At 70.6% G+C, this 24,676-nt stretch carries 22 protein-coding genes; 6 read left to right on the top strand and 16 right to left on the bottom strand.

Annotated elements, in window-relative coordinates; translation table 11 throughout:
* The 5 genes from ACW7GZ_RS07420 to ACW7GZ_RS07400 form a co-directional block, all read right to left on the bottom strand.
* Positions 1-1,299 (bottom strand): peptidylprolyl isomerase, encoded by a 1,299-nt coding sequence (locus tag ACW7GZ_RS07420; protein WP_457008574.1) that lies wholly within the window; start codon positions 1,297-1,299, stop codon positions 1-3.
* A complete protein-coding gene (gene lptD, locus ACW7GZ_RS07415) occupies positions 1,296-3,713 on the bottom strand; it encodes an LPS assembly protein LptD (protein ID WP_457008572.1) in 2,418 nt (805 codons plus the stop codon). The genes ACW7GZ_RS07420 and lptD overlap by 4 nt, the downstream gene beginning before the upstream one ends.
* Before the next feature lie 87 nt (positions 3,714-3,800).
* The gene (locus ACW7GZ_RS07410) at positions 3,801-4,730 is read right to left on the bottom strand and encodes a histone deacetylase family protein (RefSeq protein ID WP_457005616.1); all 930 of its coding nucleotides are present in this window, start codon (positions 4,728-4,730) and stop codon (positions 3,801-3,803) included.
* 19 nt (positions 4,731-4,749) lie between these two features.
* Entirely contained in the window at positions 4,750-5,304 is a 555-nt protein-coding gene (locus ACW7GZ_RS07405) for a cob(I)yrinic acid a,c-diamide adenosyltransferase (protein WP_457005537.1), read from the bottom strand.
* Positions 5,305-5,307: 3 nt separating this feature from the next.
* On the bottom strand, positions 5,308-5,904 hold the full coding sequence (locus ACW7GZ_RS07400) for a hypothetical protein (RefSeq protein WP_457005535.1): 597 nt from the start codon (positions 5,902-5,904) through the stop codon (positions 5,308-5,310).
* Positions 5,905-5,986: 82 nt separating this feature from the next.
* On the opposite strand from ACW7GZ_RS07400, the gene ubiH reads away from it, so the two are divergent.
* Together ubiH and ACW7GZ_RS07390 are read left to right on the top strand one after the other, a co-directional pair.
* Positions 5,987-7,207, top strand: a complete 1,221-nt coding sequence (ubiH, locus tag ACW7GZ_RS07395; RefSeq protein ID WP_457005533.1) for a 2-octaprenyl-6-methoxyphenyl hydroxylase — start codon at positions 5,987-5,989, stop codon at positions 7,205-7,207.
* A complete protein-coding gene (locus ACW7GZ_RS07390) occupies positions 7,204-8,394 on the top strand; it encodes an FAD-dependent oxidoreductase (RefSeq protein ID WP_457005531.1) in 1,191 nt (396 codons plus the stop codon). Before ubiH ends, ACW7GZ_RS07390 begins: the two co-directional genes overlap by 4 nt.
* A gap of 25 nt (positions 8,395-8,419) precedes the next feature.
* Here the strand turns inward: ACW7GZ_RS07390 and ACW7GZ_RS07385 are convergent, their stop codons facing one another.
* The 5 genes from ACW7GZ_RS07385 to ACW7GZ_RS07365 all read right to left on the bottom strand — a co-directional run bounded on the left by ACW7GZ_RS07385 (position 8,420) and on the right by ACW7GZ_RS07365 (position 13,243).
* A complete protein-coding gene (locus ACW7GZ_RS07385) occupies positions 8,420-9,178 on the bottom strand; it encodes a hypothetical protein (protein ID WP_457008570.1) in 759 nt (252 codons plus the stop codon).
* Between the two features lie 111 nt (positions 9,179-9,289).
* A complete protein-coding gene (gene rlmM, locus ACW7GZ_RS07380; protein WP_457005528.1) occupies positions 9,290-10,372 on the bottom strand; it encodes a 23S rRNA (cytidine(2498)-2'-O)-methyltransferase RlmM in 1,083 nt (360 codons plus the stop codon).
* Between the two features lie 37 nt (positions 10,373-10,409).
* Positions 10,410-10,988, bottom strand: coding sequence for a nucleoside deaminase (locus ACW7GZ_RS07375; RefSeq protein ID WP_457005526.1), 579 nt, complete (start codon positions 10,986-10,988; stop codon positions 10,410-10,412).
* On the bottom strand, positions 10,985-11,392 hold the full coding sequence (locus ACW7GZ_RS07370) for a hypothetical protein (protein ID WP_457008568.1): 408 nt from the start codon (positions 11,390-11,392) through the stop codon (positions 10,985-10,987). The genes ACW7GZ_RS07375 and ACW7GZ_RS07370 overlap by 4 nt, the downstream gene beginning before the upstream one ends.
* Positions 11,393-11,488: 96 nt before the next feature.
* Positions 11,489-13,243 carry a glutamine--tRNA ligase/YqeY domain fusion protein gene (locus ACW7GZ_RS07365; RefSeq protein WP_457008566.1) on the bottom strand — a complete coding sequence of 585 codons (1,755 nt, stop codon included), beginning with the start codon at positions 13,241-13,243 and terminating at the stop codon, positions 11,489-11,491.
* A 64-nt stretch (positions 13,244-13,307) separates the two neighbouring features.
* On the opposite strand from ACW7GZ_RS07365, the gene msrA reads away from it, so the two are divergent.
* Positions 13,308-13,955, top strand: coding sequence for a peptide-methionine (S)-S-oxide reductase MsrA (gene msrA, locus ACW7GZ_RS07360; RefSeq protein WP_457005614.1), 648 nt, complete (start codon positions 13,308-13,310; stop codon positions 13,953-13,955).
* Positions 13,956-14,611: 656 nt separating this feature from the next.
* Here msrA and ACW7GZ_RS07355 read toward each other — a convergent pair.
* The 3 genes from ACW7GZ_RS07355 to ahpC form a co-directional block, all read right to left on the bottom strand.
* The gene (locus tag ACW7GZ_RS07355; protein ID WP_457008564.1) at positions 14,612-15,565 is read right to left on the bottom strand and encodes a LysR substrate-binding domain-containing protein; all 954 of its coding nucleotides are present in this window, start codon (positions 15,563-15,565) and stop codon (positions 14,612-14,614) included.
* Positions 15,566-15,599: 34 nt separating this feature from the next.
* Positions 15,600-17,192, bottom strand: coding sequence for an alkyl hydroperoxide reductase subunit F (ahpF, locus tag ACW7GZ_RS07350; protein ID WP_457008562.1), 1,593 nt, complete (start codon positions 17,190-17,192; stop codon positions 15,600-15,602).
* A 215-nt stretch (positions 17,193-17,407) separates the two neighbouring features.
* The gene (gene ahpC, locus ACW7GZ_RS07345; RefSeq protein ID WP_457005517.1) at positions 17,408-17,968 is read right to left on the bottom strand and encodes an alkyl hydroperoxide reductase subunit C; all 561 of its coding nucleotides are present in this window, start codon (positions 17,966-17,968) and stop codon (positions 17,408-17,410) included.
* Positions 17,969-18,082: 114 nt separating this feature from the next.
* Between ahpC and prmC the strand changes: the two genes are divergently transcribed.
* Together prmC and pip are read left to right on the top strand one after the other, a co-directional pair.
* A complete protein-coding gene (gene prmC / locus ACW7GZ_RS07340) occupies positions 18,083-18,922 on the top strand; it encodes a peptide chain release factor N(5)-glutamine methyltransferase (RefSeq protein ID WP_457005515.1) in 840 nt (279 codons plus the stop codon).
* A 65-nt stretch (positions 18,923-18,987) separates the two neighbouring features.
* A complete protein-coding gene (pip, locus tag ACW7GZ_RS07335) occupies positions 18,988-19,929 on the top strand; it encodes a prolyl aminopeptidase (RefSeq protein ID WP_457005513.1) in 942 nt (313 codons plus the stop codon).
* A gap of 41 nt (positions 19,930-19,970) precedes the next feature.
* Here pip and ACW7GZ_RS07330 read toward each other — a convergent pair whose 3' ends face one another.
* The 3 genes from ACW7GZ_RS07330 to ACW7GZ_RS07320 are packed head-to-tail and all read right to left on the bottom strand — an operon-like array spanning position 19,971 to position 22,063.
* Complete coding sequence (locus tag ACW7GZ_RS07330) at positions 19,971-20,537, bottom strand: NUDIX hydrolase (protein ID WP_457005511.1); 567 nt, start codon at positions 20,535-20,537, stop codon at positions 19,971-19,973.
* 9 nt (positions 20,538-20,546) lie between these two features.
* Positions 20,547-21,488, bottom strand: a complete 942-nt coding sequence (locus tag ACW7GZ_RS07325; protein WP_457005509.1) for a 5'-3' exonuclease — start codon at positions 21,486-21,488, stop codon at positions 20,547-20,549.
* Entirely contained in the window at positions 21,470-22,063 is a 594-nt protein-coding gene (locus ACW7GZ_RS07320) for a nitroreductase family protein (RefSeq protein WP_457008631.1), read from the bottom strand. Before ACW7GZ_RS07320 ends, ACW7GZ_RS07325 begins: the two co-directional genes overlap by 19 nt.
* Positions 22,064-22,140: 77 nt before the next feature.
* Between ACW7GZ_RS07320 and ACW7GZ_RS07315 the strand changes: the two genes are divergently transcribed.
* A complete protein-coding gene (locus tag ACW7GZ_RS07315; protein WP_457008561.1) occupies positions 22,141-24,630 on the top strand; it encodes a DUF1631 family protein in 2,490 nt (829 codons plus the stop codon).
* Positions 24,631-24,676: the final 46 nt, after the last annotated feature.

Raw genomic sequence — 24,676 nt, 5'->3', positions numbered from 1 at the left:
TCAGCTGTCGCCGACGGCGCCGGAGGCGGGACGGATATCGATATAGGCTTCGCCGCGCATTTCACGCAGGAACCGGTTCCATTCATCCTCGAGCTTGCGCTGGCCGATGGTTTCACGGGCCTGGTTGCGACGGTTCTCATCGTCAACGCTGGCTTGGCGGCTGCCGACGCGCTGGATGATGTGCCAGCCAGCCTGGCTGCGGAACGGAGCGGAGACTTCGCCGTCCTGCAGCGCCGCGACCTGGTCGCCGAACTGCGGGCCGAACTCGTCGTGGGTGAACCAGCCAAGGTCACCGCCCGCCCCGCGGGTGACGGTGTCGTCGGAGGATTCGCTCGCGACCGAGGCGAACGAGGAGCCACCGGCGACTGCAGCGTGAAGGCTGTCGATGCGGGCCTTGGCGGCGGCGTCGTCGCCCCGGATCAGGATGTGGCTCGCCTGGTACTGGGTGACGGACTGTCCGGAGCTGGCCTGTACGCCGTCGCGGATGTCGACGAGCTGCAGCAGCTGGAAGCCGCTGGGACCGCGCGCAGGACCGAACATCTGGCCGGGCTGGAGGCCGCCGACGACCGCGCTGAAGGCCGACGGGATCTCGTCGATGCCGCGCCAGCCGAGATCGCCGCCCTCGAGTGCGTTGGGGCCGTCGGAGTAGCGCACTGCCGCCGCCGCGAAATCCATCTCGCCGCGTTCGAGCAGGCCCTGGACGCCTTCGATCTTCTCTTCGGCCATTGCGATCTGCTGTGGCGTGGCGCCGTTGGGCAGTGCGACCAGGATGTTGGCGAGCCGGTACTGGGTGCCGCTGGCCTGGCTGGCCAAGGCCGCGTCGACTTCGGCGTCGGTGACCATGATCGTGCTCTGCGCGAATCGCTGGCGCAGGCGCTGGATGGCGAGCTCGTCGCGCAACGAGCCGCGGAACTCGTCGTACGAGATGCCGTCGCCGGCCAGCTGCTGGCGGAGCTGGTCGGGCGTCATGTTGTTCTGCCGGGCGATCCCTGCGGCCGCGGCGTCAAGCTCTTCATCGGCCACGCGCACGCCGGTGGACTGGGCGCGTGCGGTCTGCAGCTGGACCAGGATCAGGCGCTCGAGCACCTGGCGACGCAGCACGGTTTCGGGCGGCAGCTGGTCGGCGCGGTTGCCGTACTGCGCCTTGATGTTGCGCACGGCGCGTTCGAGTTCGCTCTGCAGGATCACGTCTTCATCGACGATGGCGGCAATGCCGTCGATTGGCTGCACTTGCTGGGCGAGCGCCGGCGTGGCAATGGCCGCCAGGGCGAAAGCGAGGGATAGGAAGAGATTCTTCATGGGAAAACGTCGTCCGAGGGCGTGTCGCCGTCGTCGTTGCGGACATTGGGCGGAGGCACCAGGTACAGGTCCTCGCGGTGGTAGCCGAGAATAGCACGGCGCAGGCGGCTGGTTGTCTCGGGCCCGGCCGAGCCCAGGCCCTTGAATTCGATCTCGAGCTGGATCGCGTCGTTCAACTCGCCCTTGAAATTGCGGACGTAGCGGCGCGCCACCAGGCGGGCGGCCATGCAGCAGCTGTCCCACTGGACGCCGGCGATTCCTTCAAGCAGTTGCTTGTCCAGCAGTGAATAGTAATAGCGCCCGACCAGGCTCCAGGACGGATTGAGCGGGTACAGGAACGAGAAGTCGACCTGTTCCAGCAGATCCTCCTGGTTGCTGGCGCTGCGCCGGTAGCGGTAGGCCAGGTTGACCACGCCGTCGTCGCCGATCAGGTAGCGCGCACGCGCGCTGGCCAGGTCTTCCTGCTTGGTCGCGGGGTTCCAGTGGTAGGTGCCGCCCACGCTCCAGCGGTCGTTGATTTCGTAGCTGGCGTCGGCGATCCACGCCGACTTGCCCTTGCCGATCACCGGGGAGTTGCTGGTCAGGCCGACGCGCGAGTCCTCGAAGTAGCGGATCTGGCCGATGCTTGCCGAGAGCTTTTCACGACCACTCTCCTGGTCGATCAGGCGCGTGGTCAGGGCGAGCGTCAACTGGTTCGCATCGGCCTGGCGGTCGGCGCCGGTGAAGCGGTTGTCCCGGAACAGCTGGCCCCAGCTGTACGACATCGCCTCGGTGTCGAACCGGGGCAGCGCCGACTGGTCGCGGTAGGGTGTGTTCACGTAAAACAGCCGGGGCTCCAGGGTCTGCAGGTGCGACTTGCCGCGAAACAGCGTGGCGCGATCGAAATACACGCCGGCGTCGACCGTGCTGATGGGCAGGCTGCGGGAAGGCGAGGTGTCGGGCGCATTGCCTCCGGTGGCGAGCTGGCTCGCGAGCCTGTCCTCGAGTTCGTAACCGGTATAGCGCCAGGCGAGGGTTGGAGTCACGAACCAGGCCGCGCCCTGGAGCGGCATGGATACCCAGGGCTTGATGTCCAGGCGGCTGCCACCGGGCTTTGCGCGGGTGTCGGCGTGCTGGAAGCGGGTGAGCTCAGCCGACGCGCCGGCGACCAGCCAGCGTCCGAAGTCGTCCTCCCAGTTCACGAAGGCGCGCGGCAGGCGGTGGTACGGCAGGACCGCCTCCCGCTGGGTGTAGTCGCCGAGCTGCCAGTAATCGGCCATCACGCCGGCGTCCCAGGTGCGCGCGCGGCCGTAGATGCCGAGGTCGCTCTTGATCGAGAAGTTGGTGCGGCCGTTGAGGTTGCTGCTGGAGTCCTCGATGTAGCGCGGGTCGCTGGCCCAGGCCAGGTTCGTTCGCGCCTGCCAGTAGCGGTTGATGTTCTGCCTGCCATTGAAACGGAACAGGCCGCGGTCTTCCTTGCGCCGGTTTTCCTCGCGGATGTCGGGGTCGGCCAGCTCCTCGGCGCGGCCGTCGCGCGTCAGCTGGTCGGACGGCAGCAGCTCGATGTCGAACACGCCGCGGCCGCCGCTGGTGCGGTAGCGGAACTCGGTGCCGAGAAGCAGGCCGCGGTTGGTCATCAGCCGCGGCTCGAGGGTCATGTCGTAATTCGGAGCCAGGTTGAGGTAGATCGGCTGGCGCCAATCGAAACCGTTGCGGCTGGAATACGAAATGCTTGGATAGAGCAACCCGGTCTTGCGCCGGTTGTCGGTGGGGAAGGCGAAGATCGGGATATACAACACGGGAACCTTGCCCAGGCGCAGGGTGGCGTTGCGGGCGATGCCCTGGCCCTTGTCGTCGTCGATGTCGATGCGCTCGGCGCGCAGCTCCCACCAGCGGTCGTCGGGCGGGCAGGTGGAATAGGTCGAGCCGTAAAGCGCGCCCTGCGAGCCCTTCATCTCGATGCGCTCGGCGCCGCCGTTGCCGCGGCGCTCGGTGAGCTGGTAGGACACGTTGTCGACGCGGTGCGTGTCCGCTTCCTGGTCGCCCTCGAGTCGCTCGGCCATCAGTCGCATCGCCGAGTCCTGGTAGCGGACGCTGCCGGTGGCGACGTAGGTCGAGCTTTCGCTGCGGTATTCGATGTTGTCCGCGCCGAGGAACTGGTCGCCGCGACGCAGGGTCACGTTGCCCGAATACTCCAGGTTTTCGCCGTCGATGCCGGCCAGGTTGTCACCGGCGATATCGGTGGGCTGGGAGGCCCGGTCGTCGGGGCCGCCTTCGGCCGGCTGCGCATCGGGGAACTCGGGCACCGACGACACGATCGGGCACAGGCTCCAGTTCGGCTCGATGTCATCGTCGGCCAGCGCGGCCGGATGGGGTGCCGCCAGCGCGAAAGCGATGCAAAGCGACAGCGGGAGCAGGCGGGGGGCTGGGCGCACGCAGGATTCCGGCGGAAAAGAAGGGCGGCGGCTAGCTTGCCGCATCGCCCCGGCAGCGGCAATGCGCGGCCCGTGAACGGCGGGCGCTCAGGCCGCCTGCGTTCCCATGGCCAGTGCCCGGACGTGGGCGATGCTGCATTCGGCCAGCGCCGCGAGATCGTAACCACCCTCGAGCACGGAAACCATGCGGCCGCCGGCGTGGCGCGCGGCGATGTCGCCGAGTTCGCCGGTCAGCCAGGCGAAGTCATCGGCCTCGAGTTCAAGGTGGGCCACGGGGTCGGCGCGATGGCCATCGAAGCCGGCCGAGATCATCACCAGCTGTGGCTCGAAGCCGTCGATCGCCGGCAGCAGGCGTTCACGCCATGCTTCGCGGAAGCGATGGCTGCCGCTTCCGGCCTGCAGGGCGGCGTTGTGGATGTTGCCCGCGCCGCGGTCGCGGGGATGGCCGGTTTCCGGAAACAGGGGCATTTCGTGAGCGCTGGCGTAAAGCACCCGCGTCTCGTCGGCGAAGATCGCCTCGGTGCCGTTGCCATGGTGGACGTCGAAATCCACGATGGCGACCCGTGCGAGGCCGTGGCGGTCGAGCGCATGTGCCGTGCCCACGGCGATGTTGTTGAACAGGCAGAAGCCCATCGCGTGCGCGGGCATGGCGTGGTGGCCGGGCGGCCGCACCGCGCAGAAGGCCGCGTCCGACTCCCCGCCCAGGACCAGGTCCACGGCTGCGACCACCGCACCCGCCGCGCGCAGCGCCGCTTCCGCGGAACCCGGTGAGAGCACGGTGTCGGGGTCGAGCTGCTGCAGCCCTTCGGGGGGCGTGGCTTCGAGCACCGCGTGCAGCAACAGGGATTCATGCACGCGCAGCAGCTGGCCGCGGGTTGCACGCGGCGCTTCCAGCCATTCGATGCCGGGGACGTGGTCGCGAAGCGCGGTCACCACCGCGCCCAGACGGGCGGGGACTTCGACGTGCCCGGGACCGGTGTCGTGCGCGAAGCACGCTGCGTGGGTGAAGACCGGCAGCCTCTTCGCGTCCATGCCCTCAGGTCCGGCGGCGCTCGTGCTGCCAGATGACCTCGCCGTGGCCGCTTTCGCGTGCCAGCACCCGGCACAGCACGAACAGCAGGTCGGAGAGGCGGTTGAGATAGCGCACCGCCTGCGGCCGCACCTCTTCCTCGCGGGCCAGCGCCACCGCGCAGCGCTCGGCGCGGCGGACCACGGTGCGCGCGACGTGGCAGCGCGCCGAGGCTTCGCCGCCACCGGGGAGGATGAACTCCTTGAGCGCCGGCAGGTCGGCGTTGTAGTGGTCCAGGTGCTGCTCGAGCCGGGTGATGTCGTCGTCGTCGATCGCCGCGTGGCCCGGGATGCAGAGTTCGCCGCCGAGGTCGAACAACTGGTGCTGGACCGCGGTCAGCAGGGTGCGCACGGAGTCCGGAACCTCCGCCGCAAGCACCACGCCGATGGTCGAGTTGGCCTCGTCCACGGTGCCGTAGGCCTCGACCCGCAGCGAGTCCTTGCCGGTGCGGCTGCCGTCGCCCAGGCCGGTGCTGCCGTCATCGCCGGTGCGGGTGTAGATCTTCGAAAGCCGGTTGCCCATGCCTCAGCTCTGGCCGTGGCGCCGCGCGGCGCCGGCGTTGCGGACAACGGATTCGGACACTACCTGGGCGAGCGCGGCCGCGGCCACGAACATCGCGGTGGCGGCAAGGTAGGGCGCGAACCAGTGGCCGTAGTTGGCGGCCCAGCCGGCCAGGGTCGGCTCGGCGACCGCCGGCGACAGCCAGTAGAAGCCGCCCTGCGCGAACAGGTGGCAGGCCGCGGTGGACAGCACCACTACTGCGGCAAGGCGCGCCAGCGCGGCCGGACTCGCACCCGCGTAGTGCTGGCGCAGCCAGTGGCCACCGGCCCACATCGCCGCGTGCGCGGGCACCAGCATCCAGTAGCCGGGCGAGACGCAGTAGTGGGCGAAGAAGTCCAGGCCCTGGCCACGGATCACCAGGAAGTCGATCAGCACCGCCAGCGCCATCAGCGCCGGGAACGCCCAGCGTGCCCAGGCGCGCAGGTAGAAGCCGCCGATCAGGAACGCCGCCCAGGTCGCGTCGGGCACCGGGGTGAAGTGGGTGAAGACGTGGCTTCGCGTGGCCGCCATCAAAAGCATGAGCAGCGACAGGACGATGGCGCGTTGCAGGGTGGTGTTCATGGCGCTCTCGGCTCCGACGGCTGATGGCTGGATTCGCGCCATTCTAGCGAACTGCGGGCCGCGGCGGCCGTATCATGCCGCCATGACGACGACGCATGACGTGGTGATCATCGGCGGCGGGCTGGTCGGCGCCAGCCTGGCCATCGCGCTGGAAGGCAGCGGGCTGCAGGTGGCGATGGTCGAGGCCACGCCCGCGGCAGCGATGCCGGCGGTGTTCGACGAGCGCAACCTGAGCTTCGCCGAGGCCACGGTCAACGCGCTCACCTCGTTGGGCGTGATGCAGCTGCTGCGGGCACCCACCGGTGCGATCACCCGCATCCATGCCAGCCGCCGCGGCGACTTCGGCCGGGTGGTGCTGGACGCCGCGGACCATGGCCGCAGCGCATTCGGCCAGGTGGTGGTGGCGCGCGACTTCGGCGATGCGCTGGAGGCCCGGCTTGCCGGCCTCGCCGGGCTGGTGCGTCATCGTGCGACGCGCTTCACCGGTTTCGCAGCCGGGGAAGCCGGGCATCGCGTCCTCGAACTGGCAGGCGAAGGCCCGGCGCGCATCCGCGCCCGCCTGGTGGTGGCCGCCGACGGCATGCACAGCGGCGTGCGCGACGCGCTGGGCATCAGCGCGACCCGCCACGATTACGGCCAGGTGCTGATGGTGGCCAGGCTGCGCGCCGCGCGCGCCCCCGATGGCACGGCGTATGAACGCCTGGGCGACGACGGCCCGACCGCGCTGCTGCCGCGCGGCGACCGCGCCTGGGGCCTGGTCCACGGGGTTGCCCGCGCCGACGCCGAGGCGGTGCAGGCGCTGGACGAGGCCGGCTTCCTGGCGCGGGTCCAGGACGCCTTCGGCTGGCGCATCGGGCGCCTGCTTTCGGTGGGTCCGCGCAGCGCCTATCCGGCGGTGGCGGTGCGCGCCCGGGCGCTGGTGACCGCGCGCGCCGTGCTGGTCGGGAACGCCGCGCAGAGCATGCATCCGGTGGGCGCGCAGGGCTTCAACCTGGGCCTGCGCGATGCGATGACATTGGCCGCGCTGCTGCGCGCCTGCGCCAGCGCTGGCGGCGATCCGGGCGACGAGGAGCTGCTTGCCGGCCATGCCGCGCGCCGCGACGAGGATCGCGCGCGCACCCTGGAATTCTCCGATGGCCTGGCGCGCTTCACGGCCAACCCGACGCCCGGCGCTTCGCTGCTGCGCAGCGCCGGATTGCTGGCGCTGGCTGCTTTGCCCGGACTGCAGGCCGGCCTGGCCGGTGGCGCCATGGGGTACCGCGGCGACGTACCCGCGGCCTGTCGCCCGGAGGCGCTTCGATGAGCCGCGCGATGCGTGACGTGGCCGTCGTTGGCGGCGGCGTGGTCGGGGCCTCGGCGGCGCTGGCGCTGGCCCGGCTCGGCCTGTCGGTGGTGCTGGTGGAGGGGCGTGCGCCGGCGACCTGGTCGGAAACCAGGCCCGACCTGCGCGTGTTCGCCTTCGCGCACGACAATGCCGCGCTGCTCGATGACATCGGCGCCTGGGCCGGGATCGACGGCCGCGACGGCGCGCCCACGCGCCTGCAGCCTTATCGCCGGATGCGGGTCTGGGACGCGGCGGGTGGCGGCGAGCTCGCATTCGACGCCGACCGCCTGGGACGTCGCGAACTCGGCTGGATCGTCGAGAACGTACTGCTGGTCGACCGTTTGTGGGCCTGTCTTCCGGGTGCCGGCGTCGAGATTCGCTGCCCGGCGCGGGTGGAAGAGCTTGAGCAGGATGAGCGCGGGGTGCGCCTGCGCCTGGACGATGGCCGCAGGGTGGCGGCGCGCATCGCGCTGGCCGCCGACGGCGCTGGATCCACCCTGCGCCGGCTGGCCGGGGTGGAGGTCGATGGCCATGGTTACGGCCAATCGGGCGTGGTCGGCTTCGTGCGCACGGAGCAGGAACACGAGGCGACCGCCTGGCAGCGCTTCCTGCCTGGCGGCCCGCTGGCATTCCTGCCGTTCGCCGACGGCAGCTGTTCGATCGTGTGGTCGCTGCCGACCGCCGAGGCGGAGGCGGCGCTGGCGATGGACGATTCCACGTTCGGCGACGCGGTGGGACGGGCATTTGACCGTCGCCTTGGCCAGGTCGTGCCCTGCTCGGCCCGTGCCGCGTTCCCCCTGCGGTTGCAGCTCGCACGCAGCCACGCCGCGGGGCGCGTGCTGCTGGTGGGGGATGCGGCGCATGTGATGCATCCGCTGGCGGGGCAGGGCGTCAACGTCGGGCTGCGTGACGTGGCGGCGCTGCGCGACTCGGTATCGGTGGCGCTGTCGCGGCGCCAGCCCTGGGATACGCCGCAGCGGATCGAGCGCTGGGCGCGGGCGCGACGCAGTGAGTCGACGCTCGCGGCGCGCGCATTCGATGGCATCAACCGGGTCTATACCAGTGACTCGCCCGCCGCGGTGATGCTGCGCGGGCACGCGCTGGGACTCGCCGGGCGGCTGCCGGGCGTGGCGGGCGCGCTCTGGCGACGCGCGGCCGGCGCCTGACGCCGGCCGCCGGGTCGCGTGTCCGTCAGCGCATCCAGCCCTTCAGCTCGCCGGCATCCAGCGCGCCGTCATTGTTGTTGTCCACGGCGGCGAACTCGGCGCTGAGCGTGGCGTTGGCGCGTGCCTCGGTGCGGCTCAGGCGGCCGTCACCGTTGCGGTCCAGGGCCGCCATGTCGATCCGGTAGTCGCCGACCACCGAATCCGGGGGGCTCGACGTGAAGGTGACCAGCGGTTCGCTGGGGTAGGTGGCGTCGACGCGCGCGGGCGGCGGCGGGGCGGGCTCGGCGCTGGCGGCCGCGCGCGCGGTCTCGGCCGCGGTCGTGGCCTCTAGTGCGGCCTGCCGCGCGATCGCCGTGGCGGTACTGGCGTCGCGTGCGGCGGCTTGCGACTGCGCGACGATCTCGCGGGGACGGGCGGCCCCTCCCTCCGCCGCGGACGTGGCCGCGCCGGCATGGTCCGCGGCGCGCCGGGCCTCCACTGCCGCGAGTTCCGCACGACGCGATGCCTGGTCGGCTTGCCAGGCGCTGTATTCGGCCTGCGCCTGGCCACGCGGCGTGACCGCCCCGGCCCGGCGTTCGCTGGCGGCGGCCTGCGCGGCGGCACGCGCGGCCTCCGCCTCCCTGCTGGCGGCGCGCGAGTCGTCGTAGGCGGTCCGCGAATTGACTTCGGTGCGCGCCTGCACGCCGACGCTTTCCGCGGATTGCGCGAGCAGCGGGCCGCTGGCGACCAGGCTGCAGGCGAGCAGGGCAATGGCGAGGGGATGCATGGGCTGGGACGGGTTCATGGCGCGGCCTCGGTTGGGAACGGCGGCCACGCTAGACCTGTCGACATGAATCCGGGGTCAGGATCGGCCGGACAGGATCGGCCGGACGCGTGCTGGACGCCCGGCGCCGGTTCAGCCGTCCTTTGGCATGGCGAGGACGGTGATCTCCTCGCGGTCGTGGTAGAGCTGGCGCGCCCGCAGCTCCAGCGGCCGCTGCGCCTCGCGGCTGAACAGCTCCAGGCACAGCGAGGTCTCCAGCCAGCGCTTCTTCATCGGCAGCTTGAGGTTGAACACGGCCTGGCGGCACCAGCCTTCGCGGAACCAGGTGGCCATGCGCGAGGCCACGCGCCGCGGCTGTTCGACCATGTCGCAGACCATCCAGTCCAGCGGCCGCGGCGGCTGCCAGCGGAAGCCGTCCTCGCGCAGGTGTTCGACGCCGCCGCCGTCCAGGACGTGCTGGCGCAGCGGCCCGTTGTCGACCGCCGACACCTGCAGCCCCGCGCGCTGCAGCACCCAGGTCCAGCCGCCGGGGGCGGCGCCGAGGTCGGCTGCGGTCATCCCGGCGCGCAGCATGCGGTCGCGCTCGCGTTCGTCGAGCAGGGTGAGGAAGGCCTCCTCCAGCTTCAGCGCCGAGCGCGAGGGCGCGTCGCGATGCAGGCGCAGGCGCGGCACGCCCATCGGCCATGGCGACGCGTCGCTCGGATCGGCGGTGGCGAGCAGCAGGTGGTTGCCTGCCAGCAGGCAGACGTGTAGCGCGGGCCGGCGCGCATCGTCTTTCGCGGCGAGCAGCCCGGCCTTGCGCAGGGCGGGCCGCAGGGCGTTGCCGAGGGCGCGTGCCAGGCCGGCGAGCGGCCGGGCCTCGTCGCTGTCGGGATGTTCAACCACCAGCGTGCCGAATGCCGAACGCGGGCCGCCCCCGGACGCGTCCACGTGCCGCTGCAGGGCCGCGAGCACCGGCGTCACGCGGTCGGTCGTGTCCAGGGCGTCGAGCTCTGCGAGCAGCACCAGCTTCTGCCGCGCGAACACCAGCGAGCGCCAGGGCAGGGCCCGCGACAGCGCCCCGGCATCGCCGCCGGGCGCAAGGAAACGGACGAAGCCGCTGCCGCGTTCGGTGGCCGCGTAGCCGTGCTGGCCGGCGCTGGCCGCGCGCTCGCCAAGCTCGGCCGCAAGCTCGGGCTCGAAGCCGCCGCGGCAGTAGCAGAGCAGGCCGCTCATGCCGCGGCGCGTGCCTGGCGGGGCGGGGACGCGTGCATCAGTAGCGCGCGCCGCCACCGCTGCCGTACGTGGCCAGCACCTCGCGCGCGGCGTCGCGGGCGATGTCACGGACGACCTCGATGCCGCGGCGGGCGAGCTCGCCGGGCCAGTCCGCCGGCAGCGGGCCTTCGTCGAACTCGGTGAGCTCGTGCACGTCCTCGGCGCGGGCGCCGATCAGCAGGCGGTCGACGCCGGCCCAGACGGTGGCGCCAAAGCACTGGCAGCAGGGCTGGGCCGACGTGGCGAGGGTGTACGGGCCGCAGGCGCGGCCGTCGGCATCGAGGTTGATGCGGGCGCGGCCAAGGGACTGCTGGGCAAGCATGTAGGCCATGTTCTCGGCGTGCGCCAGCGAGGTCGCCTGCGGCACCACTACGTTGACCGCGGCGGCGACGATGCGATCGTCCGGGCCGAACAGGACCGCGCCGAAGGGTCCGCCGGTGCCTTCGGCGATGTTGCGGGCGGCGAGGGTGATCGCCAGCGCCACTTTGTCGGCGTCGCCGGCGTAGGCGCGGTCGCGGTCGACGGCGTCGTGGACCCAGTCCGGCAGGCGCAGGTCGACGCGCGCGGGCAGGCTCATCGGACCACCCCGCCGGACGCGGCCGGCTCGCAGCTGTTGGACACGCAGGCGCAGGCCTGGATGTCGCGGAAGCCGCAGACGCCGGCCCTTCCCGACTCGGCGCAGGCGGCCTGGACCGCCGCGGGGTCGGGTTCGGCGTCCTTGTTCACGCAGGAGGGGAAGTAGCCGCAGCAATTGCCGACGTTCTTCACCGCGCAGTCGCTGTCGACGCGGCAACTGCGGTCGAGGTCGGGCACGCCCGCGGGGATAGAAGGCACTGCGGGCGCGGGCTGCGCGACGGGCGTCGCCGGCAGCGGGTCGCTCATCGGCGGCGGCTTGACGCCGCCGTCGGGCTGGGCGGCCGTGCACGCCGCGAGGGCCAGCACGAACAGCAGGATGGATGCGGACTGGATGATCCGGCGCATGAAAGGTCTCCGTGTCGTGGACGACGCAGGCATGGTAGCGCTGCCGCGGCCGGGGGCCGCGGGGCAGCGCCGGGATGCCGGCGCGGGGGTGTCGGCTCAGGCTTTGGCGGCCCAGGTGTCGCGCAGAGTCACGCTGCGGTTGAATACCGGCGCGTCGGCGCGGTGGTCGCGGCGGTCGGCGACGAAGTAGCCGAGGCGCTCGAACTGCCAGGCATCCTCCGGCGCGGCCTCGGCCGCGGCGGGCTCGATGTAGCCGCGCACGGACGCCCGCGACTCCGGATTGATGTGGTCGCGATAGGTGCGGCCGTCACTTTCGTCGTCCGGGTCGGGCACCGAGAACAGGCGGTCGTAGAGCCGGACTTCGGCTTCGACCGCGCGCGCGGCGCCGACCCAGTGGATGGTGCCCTTGACCTTGCGGTTGGCGCCTTCCATGCCGGGGCGAGATTCCGGGTCGAGGGTCGCGCGCAGCTCGATGATGTCGCCCGCCTCGTCCTTGACCACGTCGTCGCAGCGCACGATGCCGGCGCCGCGCAGGCGGACCTCGCCGCCGGGCACCAGGCGCTTCCAGCCCTTGGGCGGGACTTCGGCGAAGTCGTCGCGTTCGATCCAGAGCTCGCGCGAGAACGGCACCTCGCGCTCGCCGAAGGATCCGTCCTTCGGATGGTTCGGGAAGCGCAGGGTTTCCTCGTGGCCTTCGGGCAGGTTGGCCAGCACCATCTTCAGCGGCGCGACCACGGCCATGCGCCGCGGCGCGCGCGCGTCCAGGTCCTCGCGCAGCGCGCCTTCCAGCACCGAGAAGTCGATCATCGAGTTCTGCTTGCTGATGCCGATGCGGTCGACGAACAGGCGCAGCGCGGCGGGCGTGTAGCCGCGCCGGCGCAGGCCCTGCAGGGTGTACATGCGCGGGTCGTCCCAGCCGTCCACCAGACCTTCGGCGACCAGCTGGGTCAGCTTGCGCTTGCTCATCACCGTGTAGTTGATGTTGAGGCGCGAGAACTCGATCTGGCGCGGCTTGGCGGCCTCGATCGGCAGACCACGGTCCGCCAGCGGCGCCAGCAGCTCCGGGTTGCCGGCCAGGTCCACGCGGTCCACGCACCAGTCGTACAGCGGCCGGTGGTCTTCGAATTCCAGCGTGCACAGCGAATGCGTGATGCCTTCGACCGCGTCGCCCAGGGCGTGCGCGAAGTCGTACATCGGGTAGATCGGCCAGGCGTCGCCGGTGTTCTGGTGCGGCACCTTCTTGATCCGATAGATGGCCGGGTCGCGCATGTTGATGTTGCCGCTTCCCATGTCGATCTTCGCGCGCAGGGTGCGCGCGCCGTCGGCGAACTCGCCCGCGCGCATGCGCCGGAACAGGTCCAGGTTCTCCTCGACGCCGCGGTTGCGGTACGGCGACTCGCGTCCGGGTTCGGTCAGGCTGCCGCGGTACTCGCGCACTTCCTCCGCCGACAGGTCGCAGACGAAGGCGTCGCCCTGGCGGACCAGCTTCTCGGCGGCGAGATAGAACACCTCGAAATAGTCCGAAGCATGGCGCAGGCTGTTCCACTCGAAGCCCAGCCAGCGCACGTCATCCTGGATCGCGGTGACGAACTCGGGATCTTCCTTCGCCGGATTGGTGTCGTCGAAGCGCAGGTTGCAGCGGCCGTCGAACTCCTCGGCGATGCCGAAGTCCAGGCAGATCGCCTTGGCGTGCCCGATGTGCAGGTAGCCGTTGGGCTCGGGCGGGAAGCGCGTGCGGATGGCGTCGTGCTTGCCGCTCGCAAGGTCCTGGCGGACGATCTGGCGGATGAAGTCCTGCTTCACGGCGGGCGCCGGCGCGGCGCCTGCCGCAGTGTCGTTGGGCTCGGTCATGGGGTCACGGGGAGGATGCCGGCGCGGGCCTGCGCCGTGGACCGGGCAGTGTAGCGGAGCCGCGCTGCGGCGGCTTGATAGCGACCGGCGGTGGGCGGATGATCATGCTTTGCCTGCCCGGAGTATCACCGTCATGAACCTGCCCAACGCCCACCATGTGCACGGTCGCCCGCTGCGCGGCGAATTCGCCGGCATGTCGGGGGTGGTGTTCGGGATGGGCTGCTTCTGGGGCGTGGAGCGCCTGTTCTGGTCATTGCCGGGCGTGGAGACCACGGCCGCGGGCTATGCCGGCGGCCACGCGTCCGCGCCGACCTACCGCCAGGTCTGCGGCGGGGATACCGGGCACGCCGAAGTGGTGCTGGTCGTGTACGACCCCGCCCGCATCGCCTTCGATGAGCTGCTCACGCGCTTCTGGGAGGGCCATGACCCGACCCAGGGCATGCGCCAGGGCAACGATGTCGGCAGCCAGTACCGCTCGGTGATCCATTGCCGGACGCAGGAGCAGTACGAGGCCGCGCTCGCCAGCCGCGATGCCTACCAGCAGCGGCTCGCCGACGCCGGGCATGGCGCCATCACCACTGAGATCGTGTTCCCCGCGCCGCCCTTCCACTACGCGGAAGAGGAGCACCAGCAATACCTGTCGAAGAATCCGGGCGGCTATTGCGGGATCGGCGGCACCGGCGTCAGCTGCCAGGTTGGCGTCGGCGCCTGAGGATCGGCACGTCAACGATGCCGCTGTCAGACGCGCGTGAACCTTTTTGGTTCTTCTACCGATTGAGGGGGCTTCCTGCTCCGTGAGGGAGCGCGCTGCCCGCCGTGGATGCAGGGGGGATGCCCAGCCGGATTATTCGCGTCCTGCTCCCAGATCCGGCCGCCGGCCATCCATGGCCGGCCCTGGGCATCCCCCCTGCATCCACGGCGGGCCCGGACCTTCTTCGCGGTCGGGGGAGGAAGGCGGCGACGCCGACGTCGAAACCCGGCGGATCGTCCTGGATCAAGCCGCCCGGCCACGCCACGCCCACGAGCGTGAGCGCGCCCGCTCTTGATCTCCGCCCCGAAGCCAAGAAACTCCACGGCCCGTCCCGTGCACAGGGGGTGTGCGCACAGCCGGCCATGGATGGCCGGCGGCCGGCAGTGGTAGCAGGACGCGGAGACTGCCGGGGGAGCACACCCCCTGTGCACGGGACGGGCAGCGCGGACTCCACGGAGAAATGCACGGAACGGGCAGCGCGGACCAGGACGGAGCAGCTCCCGGCGCAACACCGCTCCAACTGTCACGTCAACATCCCGGAGCATCGACAAGAACCAGCCACCCCGCCATGCCAGCCGTACGCCTCCCCCCTCGGGGGTAAGGGCGCACGCTTCGCGCTAGAGCCCCGGGGCGCCGGGGACGTGCATCGGCGCCGTGGTCTCGCGCAGCGTCGGCGATAGCAGGTCCGGCGGCAGTTGGCGCAGCACGCCGGCGAGCTCCTGCAGGAAGGGCGCCATCGCCGTGCTCCGGCGCCAGACCATCGCGATCCGGCGGCTGGGCGGCGGGTCGCGGAAGTCCACCAGCTCGATGCTGTCCGAGCGCGCCACCGGTGGCTTGACCGCAAGCGTCGGCAGCAGGGTGACGCCGACGTTCGCGGCCACCATCTGGCGCAGGGTTTCCAGGCTGGTCGCCTGGAACTCGCCCTTTTCGCTGGCGCCGGACAGATGGCAGACATCCAGCGCCTGGTCGCGCAGGCAGTGGCCGTCGGCAAGCAGCAGCAGGCGCTCGTCGGCGATGTCGGCGAGCGCGATCGGGCCGTGGCCGGCCAGCGGATGCGTTTCCGGCACCGCGAGCACGAAGGGCTCTTCGAACAGGAACTCGACGTGCAGCTGCTCGTCGTTGACCGGCAGCGCGAGCAGGGCCGCGTCGAGCCGGCCCTGCTGCAGGCGTTCAAGCAGGACGTCGCTCTTCTCCTCCACCAGCAGCAGTTCGAGTTCGGGGAAGCGGGCGCGGATCCCCGGCACCACGTGCGGCAGCAGGTAGGGCCCCAGCGTCGGGAACAGGCCCAGGGTGACCTTGCCGGCCTCCGGATCCTGGCTGCGGCGCGCGGCTTCGCGCATCTGTTCGACGTCGGCCATGACCCGGCGCGCACGCGCCGCCACCTCGTGCCCGGCGGGCGTGAGCATGACGTTGCGCGGCGCGCGTTCCACCAGGGCCACGCCCAACTCCTCCTCCAGCTTGCGGATCTGGGTGGAGAGCGTGGGCTGGCTGACGAAGCTCGCCGCCGCCGCGCGACCGAAGTGCAGGTGATCGGCGAGGGCGATGAAGTAGCCCAGGTCGCGGAGGTTCATGGCGGTGCCTCGCTGTGGTCGGGACGGCGGCGGCTTAGGCCGTCGCCGCCTCGACGTCGGCCGTCGCGGCCGGGCTGCTGCTGCGGATCAGGTGGTCGAAGGCGCTGAGCGATGCCTTGGCGCCTTCGCCCATGGCGATGACGATCTGCTTGTAGGGCACGGTGGTGGCGTCGCCGGCGGCGAACACGCCCGGAAGCGAGGTGCGGCCGGCGTTGTCGACCACGATCTCACCGCGCGGGCTGAGCTCTATCGCGCCCTTCAGCCACTCGGTATTGGGCAGCAGGCCGATCTGCACGAACACGCCCTCCAGCTCCACGCGGTGGGAGTCGCCGCCGGCGCGGTCGCGATAGACCAGTCCGTTGACGCGCTTGCCGTCGCCCAGCACCTCGGTGGTCTGCGCCGAGGTGATGATGCGGACGTTGGACAGGCTGCGCAGCTTGCGCTGCAGCACCTCGTCGGCGCGCAGCTTCGAATCGAACTCGACCAGGGTGACGTGGCTGACGATGCCGGCCAGGTCGATCGCGGCCTCGACGCCGGAGTTGCCGCCGCCGATCACCGCCACGCGCTTGCCCTTGAACAGGGGGCCGTCGCAGTGCGGGCAGTAGGCCACGCCCTTGTTGCGGTACTGGTCCTCGCCGGGCACGCCCATCTGCCGCCAGCGCGCGCCGGTGGCAAGCACCACGGTGCGGCCGCGAACGGTGGCGCCGCTCTCGAGCTCGATCGAAGTGATGCCCTTGTCGTCCTGGCTCAGCGCGCTGCCGCGTTGCAGGTTCATGATGTCGACGTCGTACTGGCGCACGTGGGCCTCGAGCTGGCCGGCAAAGCGCGGACCGTCGGTTTCAGGCACGGAAATGAAGTTCTCGATCGACATGGTGTCCAGCACCTGGCCGCCGAAGCGCTCCGACACCACGCCGGTGCGGATGCCCTTGCGCGCGGAGTAGATCGCGGCCGCGGCGCCCGCGGGGCCGCCGCCGACCACCAGCACGTCGAACACGTCCTTCTTCGCGATCGCCGCGGCGTCGCGCTTCGCGGCGCCGGTGTCGAGCCTGGCGACGATCTGCTCCAAGCTCATGCGGCCCTGGTCGAAGACCTCGCCATTGAGGAACACGGTCGGCACCGACATCACCTCGCGCGCCTCGACCTCGTCCTGGAACAGGGCGCCGTCGATGGCCACGTGGCTGATGCCGGGGTTCAGCACCGCGGCCAGGTTCAGCGCCTGGACCACGTCCGGGCAGTTCTGGCAGGACAGCGAGAAATAGGTTTCGAAGCGGTACTCCCCCTCGAGCCCGCGCACCTGCTCCAGCAGCTCCGGCGCGGACTTGGACGGATGGCCGCCGACCTGCAGCAGGGCCAGCACCAGCGAGGTGAACTCGTGGCCCATCGGCAGGCCCGCGAAGCGCAGGTCGATGTCGTGGCCGGGCGAGGTCACGGCGAAGGACGGCTTGCGGTGGGCATCGTCGCGCGACACCTCGACCGTCACCTTGTCCGACAGCGCGCGGATGTCTTCCAGCAGCTCGAGCATCTCGGTCGACCGGGTGCCGTCGTCGACGCTGGCCACGAGCACGATCGGGCGCTGCAGGCGCTCCAGATAGGCCTTGAGCTGGGTCTTGAGGTCGTCTTCGAGCATGGTGGAACTCCTTCGAAAGGCAAGGCGGGGGCCTGCGTCCCGTCGTTCGACGGGTCGCCACCGGCGTGGGGATGGACCGCAGGCCGCGCCGTGGCACGGACTCCGGTCCAGCCCCACCCCCACAGAAGCGGGGATGGAGTGGAGTGCTGTTGTTGTAGGAGCGGCTATAGCCGCGATCGCCGCCATGGCGGCTCCCACAAAGGCGCGTTGCTGCTTTAGATCTTGCCGACCAGGTCCAGCGACGGCTTCAGGGTCTTCTCGCCTTCCTTCCACTTGGCGGGGCAGACCTCGCCCGGGTGGGCGGCGACGTACTGGGCGGCCTTGACCTTGCGCAGGAGCTCCAGCGCGTCACGGCCGATGCCCTCGGCGGTGATCTCGATCGACTGGATTACGCCCTCCGGGTCGACGATGAAGGTGCCGCGGTCGGCCAGGCCGGACGGACGCAGGATTTCGAAATTCTTCGAAATCTCGTGGGTCGGGTCGCCGATCATCGGATACTGGATCTTGCCGATCGCGTCCGAGGTGTCGTGCCAGGCCTTGTGCGAGAAGTGGGTGTCGGTGGACACGCTGTAGATCTCCACGCCGAGCTTCTTGAACTCGTCATGGTTGATCGCAAGGTCCTCGAGCTCGGTCGGGCAGACGAAGGTGAAGTCGGCCGGGTAGAACACGAACACGGACCACTTGCCCTTCAGGTTGGCGCTGTCGATTTCGACGAACTCGCCGTTGTGGTAAGCGGTGGCCTGGAACGGCTTGATTTCGGTATTGATGACGGACATGGAATCCTCGCGATGGTGGGGAAGACACCGGCAGCTGCCGGACAACGGACATGTTAGGCGTGGCCTATCAATTCGTGAAGTTGATTATAATGATTCAATCGATAGGTGTGGCCTATGGAAACCGGACGCAGTGTTTCAGAATGCCTCGACGCAGCGCGCGTCCGGGTGGATCCAGCCGAGGCGACCCTGCTTTTGCAGGAAGTGCTGGGGCGCGGCGCGGCCTGGCTTTATGCCCATGGCGAAGCCACTTTGGCGCCCGGACAGGCTGCGCGCTTCCAGGCGCTGGTTGCGCGCCGCGCGGCCGGCGAGCCCGTGGCTTATCTGTTGGGCCGGCGCGGATTCTGGACCCTCGACCTTGCCGTGACGCCGGACACCCTGATCCCGCGGCCCGAGACCGAACTGCTGGTCGAGGAGGCCCTGGCACGGCTGGACCCCGCGGCGCCCCTGCGCGTGGCCGACCTGGGTACGGGCAGCGGCGCGATCGCGCTCTCGATCGCCAGCGAGCGCCCGCAGGCATGCGTGATCGCCACCGACCGCAGCGAGGCGGCGCTGGTGGTGGCGCGCGCCAACGCGGCCGGCAACGGTCTGGAGCACCGGGTCGAGTTCCGCAGCGGTGACTGGTTCGGGCCGTTGGCCGGCGAGCGATTCGACCTGATCGCGAGCAACCCGCCCTACATCGCCGAACACGATCCGCATCTGGAACAGGGTGACCTGCGCTACGAGCCGCCTTTGGCGCTGGCCTCCGGTGCAGACGGCCTGGACGCGATCCGGACCCTCACCGCGACGGCCCCTCGGCACCTTGCCGCCGGCGGCTGGCTGCTGCTTGAGCACGGCCATGACCAGGGTGCCGCAGTGCGTGCGCTGCTGGTCGCGGCCGGCTTCGAGCAGGTCGCTACGGTGGCCGACCTCGAAGGGCGCGATCGGGTCGGCGTGGGGCGCCGGCCGGCGGGCTGACCGGGCGGGATGCACGGGCCCGGCTGGTAGACTGGCCCGGTTATCCCGCACGAGGCCGCATCCGCATGCGCACGCTGTACCCCGAGATCGAACCTTTCGACACCGGCACCCTCCGCGTCGACGACCGCCACGTCCTCTATTACGAGCAGTGCGGCAATCCCGAAGGCAAGCCGGTGGTGCTGCTGCACGGCGGCCCGGGCGGCGGCTGCACCGACAAGATGCGCCGTTTCCACGATCCGGCGAAGTACCGCATCGTGCTGTTCGACCAGCGCGGCTCCGGGCGCTCCACCCCGCATGCCGACCTCGTCGACAACACCACCTGGCACCTGGTGGCCGACATCGAACTGCTGCGCGCGCAGCTCGGCATCGACCGCTGGCAGGTATTCGGCGGCTCCTGGGGCTCGACGCTCGCGCTGGCCTACGCGCAGAGCCATGCGAAGCAGGTCACCGAACTCGTGCTGCGCGGCATCTTCATGCTGCGCCGCTGGGAGCTGGAGTGGTTCTACCAGGAAGGTGCCTCGCGGCTGTTCCCGGAGGCTTGGCAGCACTACATCGGCGCCATCCCGGAAAGCGAGCGCGGCGACCTGATCGCGGCCTTCCACCGCCGCCTGACCTCCGACGACGAAGCCACCCGCCTGGCCGCGGCGCGCGCCTGGAGCGTGTGGGAGGCGGCGACCAGCTTCCTGCACATCGATCCCGGCTTCATGTCCGACCACGAGGACCCGCAGTTCGCGCTGGCCTTCGCCCGGATCGAGAACCACTATTTCACCAACGCCGGCTTCTTCGAGTGCGACGACCAGCTGCTGCGTGATGCCTACCGGATGGTCGACATCCCCGGCGTGATCGTGCACGGCCGCTACGACGTGGTCTGCCCGATCCAGAACGCCTGGGACCTGCACCAGGTGTGGCCCAAGGCCGAGCTGGTGGTCACCCCGGCGTCGGGGCATTCGGCCTTCGAGCCGGAGACCGTCGACGCCCTGGTGCAGGCGACCGATCGCTTCGCCTGACCCCGTTCCATTCCCCGCCCGCGTGGGCGGGGCCGGCACGCTCAGGCCTTCGAGCCGTCCGGGTTGTGTTCGATCATCCACAGCCCGGCCCACAGCTTGAGGTCCAGTTCGTAGCCCTCGGCATGCTTCTGCATCAGCCACGCGGGCGCGGTCGCGCGCGGAATGGCGTGGACGGTGATCTGCTCGTCGTCGACACCGCCGCCATCGCCGACCTTGCGCAGCTCGAGCGCGCGGGCAAAGGCGATGCGTTCATTGCTCATGCCAGATGAAGTCGGGCCGACCAGCAGCACGTCGATGCGCCCCGCGTCCCAGCCGGTTTCCTCGATCAGCTCACGGCGCGCGGCGGACTCCAGGGTGTCGCCCTCGTCGTCGTCGCCGACCAGCCCGGCCGGCATCTCGATCGTGCGTGCGCCGAGCGGCACCCGGTACTGCTCGACGAACAGCACGTCGTCGTCCGGCGTCACAGCGATCACCAGCACCGCCAGGCCGTCCTTGCCGTGCGTGCGCTCGCAGGACTCCCAGTGGCCGCGCTTGACCATGCGCAGCCATTCGCCCTTGTAGAGGATCTCGGGTTCGTCCGTGGCCGCCTGGCGGCTGTCGTTGTCCATGCCTTGATCCTAACCCCGTGGGGTGGCGGTGGTGGAGGTGTCGCCCACCGCATCCAGCCGTCGCCGCGTCATCGGTCCGAAGCCGAGCGCGTCGGCGAAGGCGGACACGGCGCCTGGATCGGGCAGCGTGCGTGCGAAGGGCGGCACGGCGTCGGCCAGGGGCGCATCGCAGGAGATCGTCGACAGCTGCCGGCAGAGCAGGGCCTGCTCGCGATGTTCGCGCAGACGCGCGGCCACCTGCGCTGCGCCGCGCAGGCGCAGGAATGCGACCTCGTCGATGCGTTCCAGGAGGATGTCCAGGCTGCCGAAATGCCCCAGCAGCACCGCCGCGGTCTTGCTGCCGATGCCGGGAACGCCCGGGATGTTGTCTACCGCATCGCCGCACAGCGCGAGGAAATCGGCGACCTGGTGGGCATGCACGCCCTGCCGCGCCTTGACCCCGCCCGCGCCCCAGCGCTGGCCGCGGGCGTAGTCCCACTGTTCGTCACCCTCTTCGAGCAGCTGCGACAGGTCCTTGTCCGCGGACACGATCACGCCCCGGTAACCGTCGCCGCGGGCCTGCACCAGGGCGCTGCCGATGAGGTCGTCGGCTTCGTATTCGCGGTGCGCAAGGATGGGCAGGCCGAGCGCTGCGCACAGCGACTTGCAGTAGGCGAACTGGCGCTTGAGTTCGGCCGGCGCCGGGGCGCGATTGGCCTTGTAGGCCGGGTACAGCGCGTTGCGGAAGCAGGAGTCCAGGGCCTCGTCGAAGGCGATTGCGATGTGCCGCGGGCGCTCGCGCTCCAGCAGGTCGAGCAGGAAGCGGGCGAAGCCGTGCACCGCGTTGGTCGGCCAGCCGTCGGCGTCGTGGAAACCGTCGGCCGGCATCGAGTGCCAGGCCCGGAACACGTACAGGCTGGCGTCGACCAGGTACAGCGGGGGCGCCGGCGTGCTCACGCCGGCGGGGTCCACTCTTGCAGCAGCGCGACCGGGTCCGGCCGCTCGCGCTCGCGCGCTTCGGACTGCGGGCTGCCGACGTGGATGAAGCCGGCGATGCGTTCGTCCCCGCCGAGCCCGAGCAGGGCACGCACTTCCGGGTCGTAGGCCGGCCAGCCGGTGAGCCAGGTGGCGCCGAAGCCCAGCCCCTGCGCGGCCTGCAGCAGGGCGAAGCAGGTGCAGCCGGCGGTGAGCAGGCGTTCCTGCTCCGGTATTGCGTCGTCGCCGGGATCCAGGACCGCAACCACCACGAGCACCAGCGGCGCGTGCGAAAAGCGGGCGCGATCCTTGGCGGCCGCGGCGTCGCCGGCAACGGGGCGCAAGCGCAGGCCACGGACGGCGACCGCTTCCCCCAGCGCATGGCGTGCGTCGCCTGTGATTGCCAGGAAACGGAACGGCACGCGCTTGCCGTGATCAGGCACGCGCACGGCCGAGGCGAGCATGCGCTGCAGCGTGGCGGCATCCGGGCCGGGCTCGGCGAGTTGCCTGGCGGGCACCGAGCGCCGTGCGTCCAGGGCCTGCAGGAAGAAAGGAGCGGGGCTATTTGAGATTGCAGTCACAGACTTGGAAGGCTCCATTCAGGGATGGTAGGTGTGGGTGCATCCCCCAGCACCGGCCGCATCCCCTGATGATCGCAGAAGAACCTTCCGCCTACCTGTCCAAGACGCGCCACGGCTCGCTGCGCGACCCCGTGCGCCTGTTCGACGCGCTCAGGCGCGAGTCGGTCACCGCGCTGGGCGGAGTGCTGTCGGGCTTCTGGGGCACGATCGAAGAGCAGGTGCGCCTCGAGGCGCTGGCCGGCCATGACTACAGCGGTGCGCAGGACGATCGCATGGCGGTCATGGCGCTCGGACACCGCGCGCTCGACCTGGCCACGCGCTACCGGGAGTCGCTGGAGCGCGAATTCGACGCCTGGCGCAAGCCGCCGGTCGAGCAGGGCGAGGACAAGTCGCTCAGCCTGATGTCGGAAGGCGAACTCGAGATCCACCTCGCCGGCCAGCACACCACCGAGCTTCTCGACCACCAGTTCCTGCATCCGCTGGAGCAGCTTGATGAGCGCCTGCAAGCCCTGGCTGCAGCGCTGGGCGTCGAGGGCAAGCGCGCCAGCCCGGTGCGGCCGACGGCGGCCGTGGCGGCCTTCGTCGGCCTGTTCGGTGCCGAAGACCTCACCCGTGGCCTGCGTCCGCTGGTGTTCAATCATTTCGACAAGCGCCTGCCCGAGGTGCTTGGCGAGCTTTATGAAAAGCTCAACGAGATGCTTGAGGATGCCGGCTTCGGCTTCCAGTCCCGCAGTGGTGCCGGCAGCTCCGGCCGTGGACGGGCGGAGGCCGGTTCGGGTGGTGGCTCCGGTGGTGGCTCCGTCGGTTCGCGCGCTGCCGTCGCAGGGCAGGCCGGGGCAAGGTCCCATGCGGGCGACCCCGGCGAAGGCTGGGTGCCGGATGGCGGCACGGTGGAACACATCGGCGGCGGCCGGGGCGGTAATGGTGGCGGCAACAACAGCCACGGGCAGGGCCACGGCCTCGGCCACGCCAGCAATGGTGCGACGGGCGGCGCAGGCAATGTCGGCAACGGCAACGGCAACGGCAACGGTGGCGTCGGCTCTTCGATCGCGGCCGCTGCACATGCCGCGCCCGCCGAAGGTCGTCCTCCGCGCTATCGCGACGTCGTCCGCGAGCAGTTGGCCAGCTGGCGGGCGGCAGGTGCCGCGGATATCGCAGGGGCCGTGGACGATGACGGGTCGCAGCCGGACCAGGCCGTGGACGACGGAGTCGAGGTCCTGCGCACCGAGGACCTGCTGAACGTGGCCCAGATCCTGCAGGGCGATGACACCGCACCCTACGCCAGGGCGCTGGCCGCCAGCGACGCCCGCGAACTGACCCGGGTCATGCGCGAAGCGATCCTCGGCGGCGTGCGCCAGCTGGGTTTCGACGCCGACGCCACCCACTTCAGCGTCGACGAAGAGGACGCGATCGACCTTGTCGGCATGCTCTTCAGCTCCATCAACGACGCCAATGACCTCGAAGACCGGGCGCGCGACTTCTTCGGGCGCCTTGTGGTGCCCTATCTCAAGGTCGCGCTTACCGACGATTCCATGTTCAACCGCCGCAGCCACCCGGCGCGGCGCCTGCTCGACGTGCTGACCGAGGCCTGCGACGGCAACGTCGGCGAAACGCCGCAGGACCGCGAGACCCTGGATCACGCAGAACGTGCGGTTGACCGGGTGGTCGACGAATACGACGACGACCAGGCGATCTTCGAACTCGCCGCCAGCGAGCTGCGCGACCAGCTCGAGCAGCAGCGCCGACGCACCGACCTGGCCGAGAAACGCGCAGGCGAGGCCATCCACGGCCGCGAACGGCTGCAGCAGGCGCGCGCGCACGCCGCCGACCTCGTCGCGTCGCGGCTGTCGGACCGCGCGCTGACCGCGCCGGTGGCACAGTTCCTCGACCGCCACTGGCGCCACCACCTCACCCAGTCCTGGCTGCGCGACGGCGCAGGCACCGCGCGCCACCACCAGGCCATCGCCCTTGGCGACGCCATGGTGCAGGTGGATGCCGACGCCTTCCACGCCCGCGGGCGCGTGGTTGCCGAGCAGCTGCTGGCGCTGCAGGTGCCACTGGGCGAGTGCTATTCCAACTGCGGCATGGACGCCACCGGGGCCCGTGACGCGATGGCGAGGATCATCTCGGCGCTGGGTCTGCCCGACGCGCCGCGCCAGGTCCATCATCCCGAAGCCGCAGTGGACGATGTCGATCCCGGTGCCGACGAGCCGGCGCTGGCCGGCCTGCAGCTCGCCGGTGGCACCGATACCCTTGAGTTCGATCCCGAGGTCGCTGCGCGCATGCGCCGGCTCCGGGTGGGGCAGGGCCTTCGGCTGGTGGACGAGGATGGCCATGAAACCGCGGGGCGGATCGCGTGGATCAGCCCGCTGACCGGACGTTTCCTGATCGTCAACCGCCGAGGTGCGCGCAGGATGGTGGTGTCGCCAGAGGAACTCACGGCACTGATCGCCGCGGGCCTGGTGGTGGTGCGTTCGACCGATGCGCCCTTCGACGAAGCCATGCGACAGGTCTGGCAACGCCTCAACCCGAAAAAGCAGGCCGTCGGCGGCAAATAGCCGCCGCGGCGGCTGACGGCAGCGGGTCCGCGTCGCCGCCGAATAC

This window comes from Luteimonas sp. A537 (genome assembly GCF_054052065.1).
This window is presented reverse-complemented; position numbering and strand designations above follow the sequence as displayed.

Coding starts and splice junctions, on each gene's coding strand:
- ACW7GZ_RS07420 (WP_457008574.1), bottom strand. CDS start 1,299: ATGAAGAATCTCTTCCTATCCCTCGCTTTCGCCCTGGCGGCCATTGCC.
- ACW7GZ_RS07405 (WP_457005537.1), bottom strand. CDS start 5,304: ATGGGCAACCGGCTTTCGAAGATCTACACCCGCACCGGCGATGACGGC.
- ACW7GZ_RS07400 (WP_457005535.1), bottom strand. CDS start 5,904: ATGAACACCACCCTGCAACGCGCCATCGTCCTGTCGCTGCTCATGCTT.
- ubiH (WP_457005533.1), top strand. CDS start 5,987: ATGACGACGACGCATGACGTGGTGATCATCGGCGGCGGGCTGGTCGGC.
- ACW7GZ_RS07390 (WP_457005531.1), top strand. CDS start 7,204: ATGAGCCGCGCGATGCGTGACGTGGCCGTCGTTGGCGGCGGCGTGGTC.
- ACW7GZ_RS07385 (WP_457008570.1), bottom strand. CDS start 9,178: ATGAACCCGTCCCAGCCCATGCATCCCCTCGCCATTGCCCTGCTCGCC.
- rlmM (WP_457005528.1), bottom strand. CDS start 10,372: ATGAGCGGCCTGCTCTGCTACTGCCGCGGCGGCTTCGAGCCCGAGCTT.
- ACW7GZ_RS07375 (WP_457005526.1), bottom strand. CDS start 10,988: ATGAGCCTGCCCGCGCGCGTCGACCTGCGCCTGCCGGACTGGGTCCAC.
- ACW7GZ_RS07370 (WP_457008568.1), bottom strand. CDS start 11,392: ATGCGCCGGATCATCCAGTCCGCATCCATCCTGCTGTTCGTGCTGGCC.
- ACW7GZ_RS07365 (WP_457008566.1), bottom strand. CDS start 13,243: ATGACCGAGCCCAACGACACTGCGGCAGGCGCCGCGCCGGCGCCCGCC.
- ACW7GZ_RS07355 (WP_457008564.1), bottom strand. CDS start 15,565: ATGAACCTCCGCGACCTGGGCTACTTCATCGCCCTCGCCGATCACCTG.
- ahpF (WP_457008562.1), bottom strand. CDS start 17,192: ATGCTCGAAGACGACCTCAAGACCCAGCTCAAGGCCTATCTGGAGCGC.
- ahpC (WP_457005517.1), bottom strand. CDS start 17,968: ATGTCCGTCATCAATACCGAAATCAAGCCGTTCCAGGCCACCGCTTAC.
- prmC (WP_457005515.1), top strand. CDS start 18,083: ATGGAAACCGGACGCAGTGTTTCAGAATGCCTCGACGCAGCGCGCGTC.
- pip (WP_457005513.1), top strand. CDS start 18,988: ATGCGCACGCTGTACCCCGAGATCGAACCTTTCGACACCGGCACCCTC.
- ACW7GZ_RS07330 (WP_457005511.1), bottom strand. CDS start 20,537: ATGGACAACGACAGCCGCCAGGCGGCCACGGACGAACCCGAGATCCTC.
- ACW7GZ_RS07315 (WP_457008561.1), top strand. CDS start 22,141: ATGATCGCAGAAGAACCTTCCGCCTACCTGTCCAAGACGCGCCACGGC.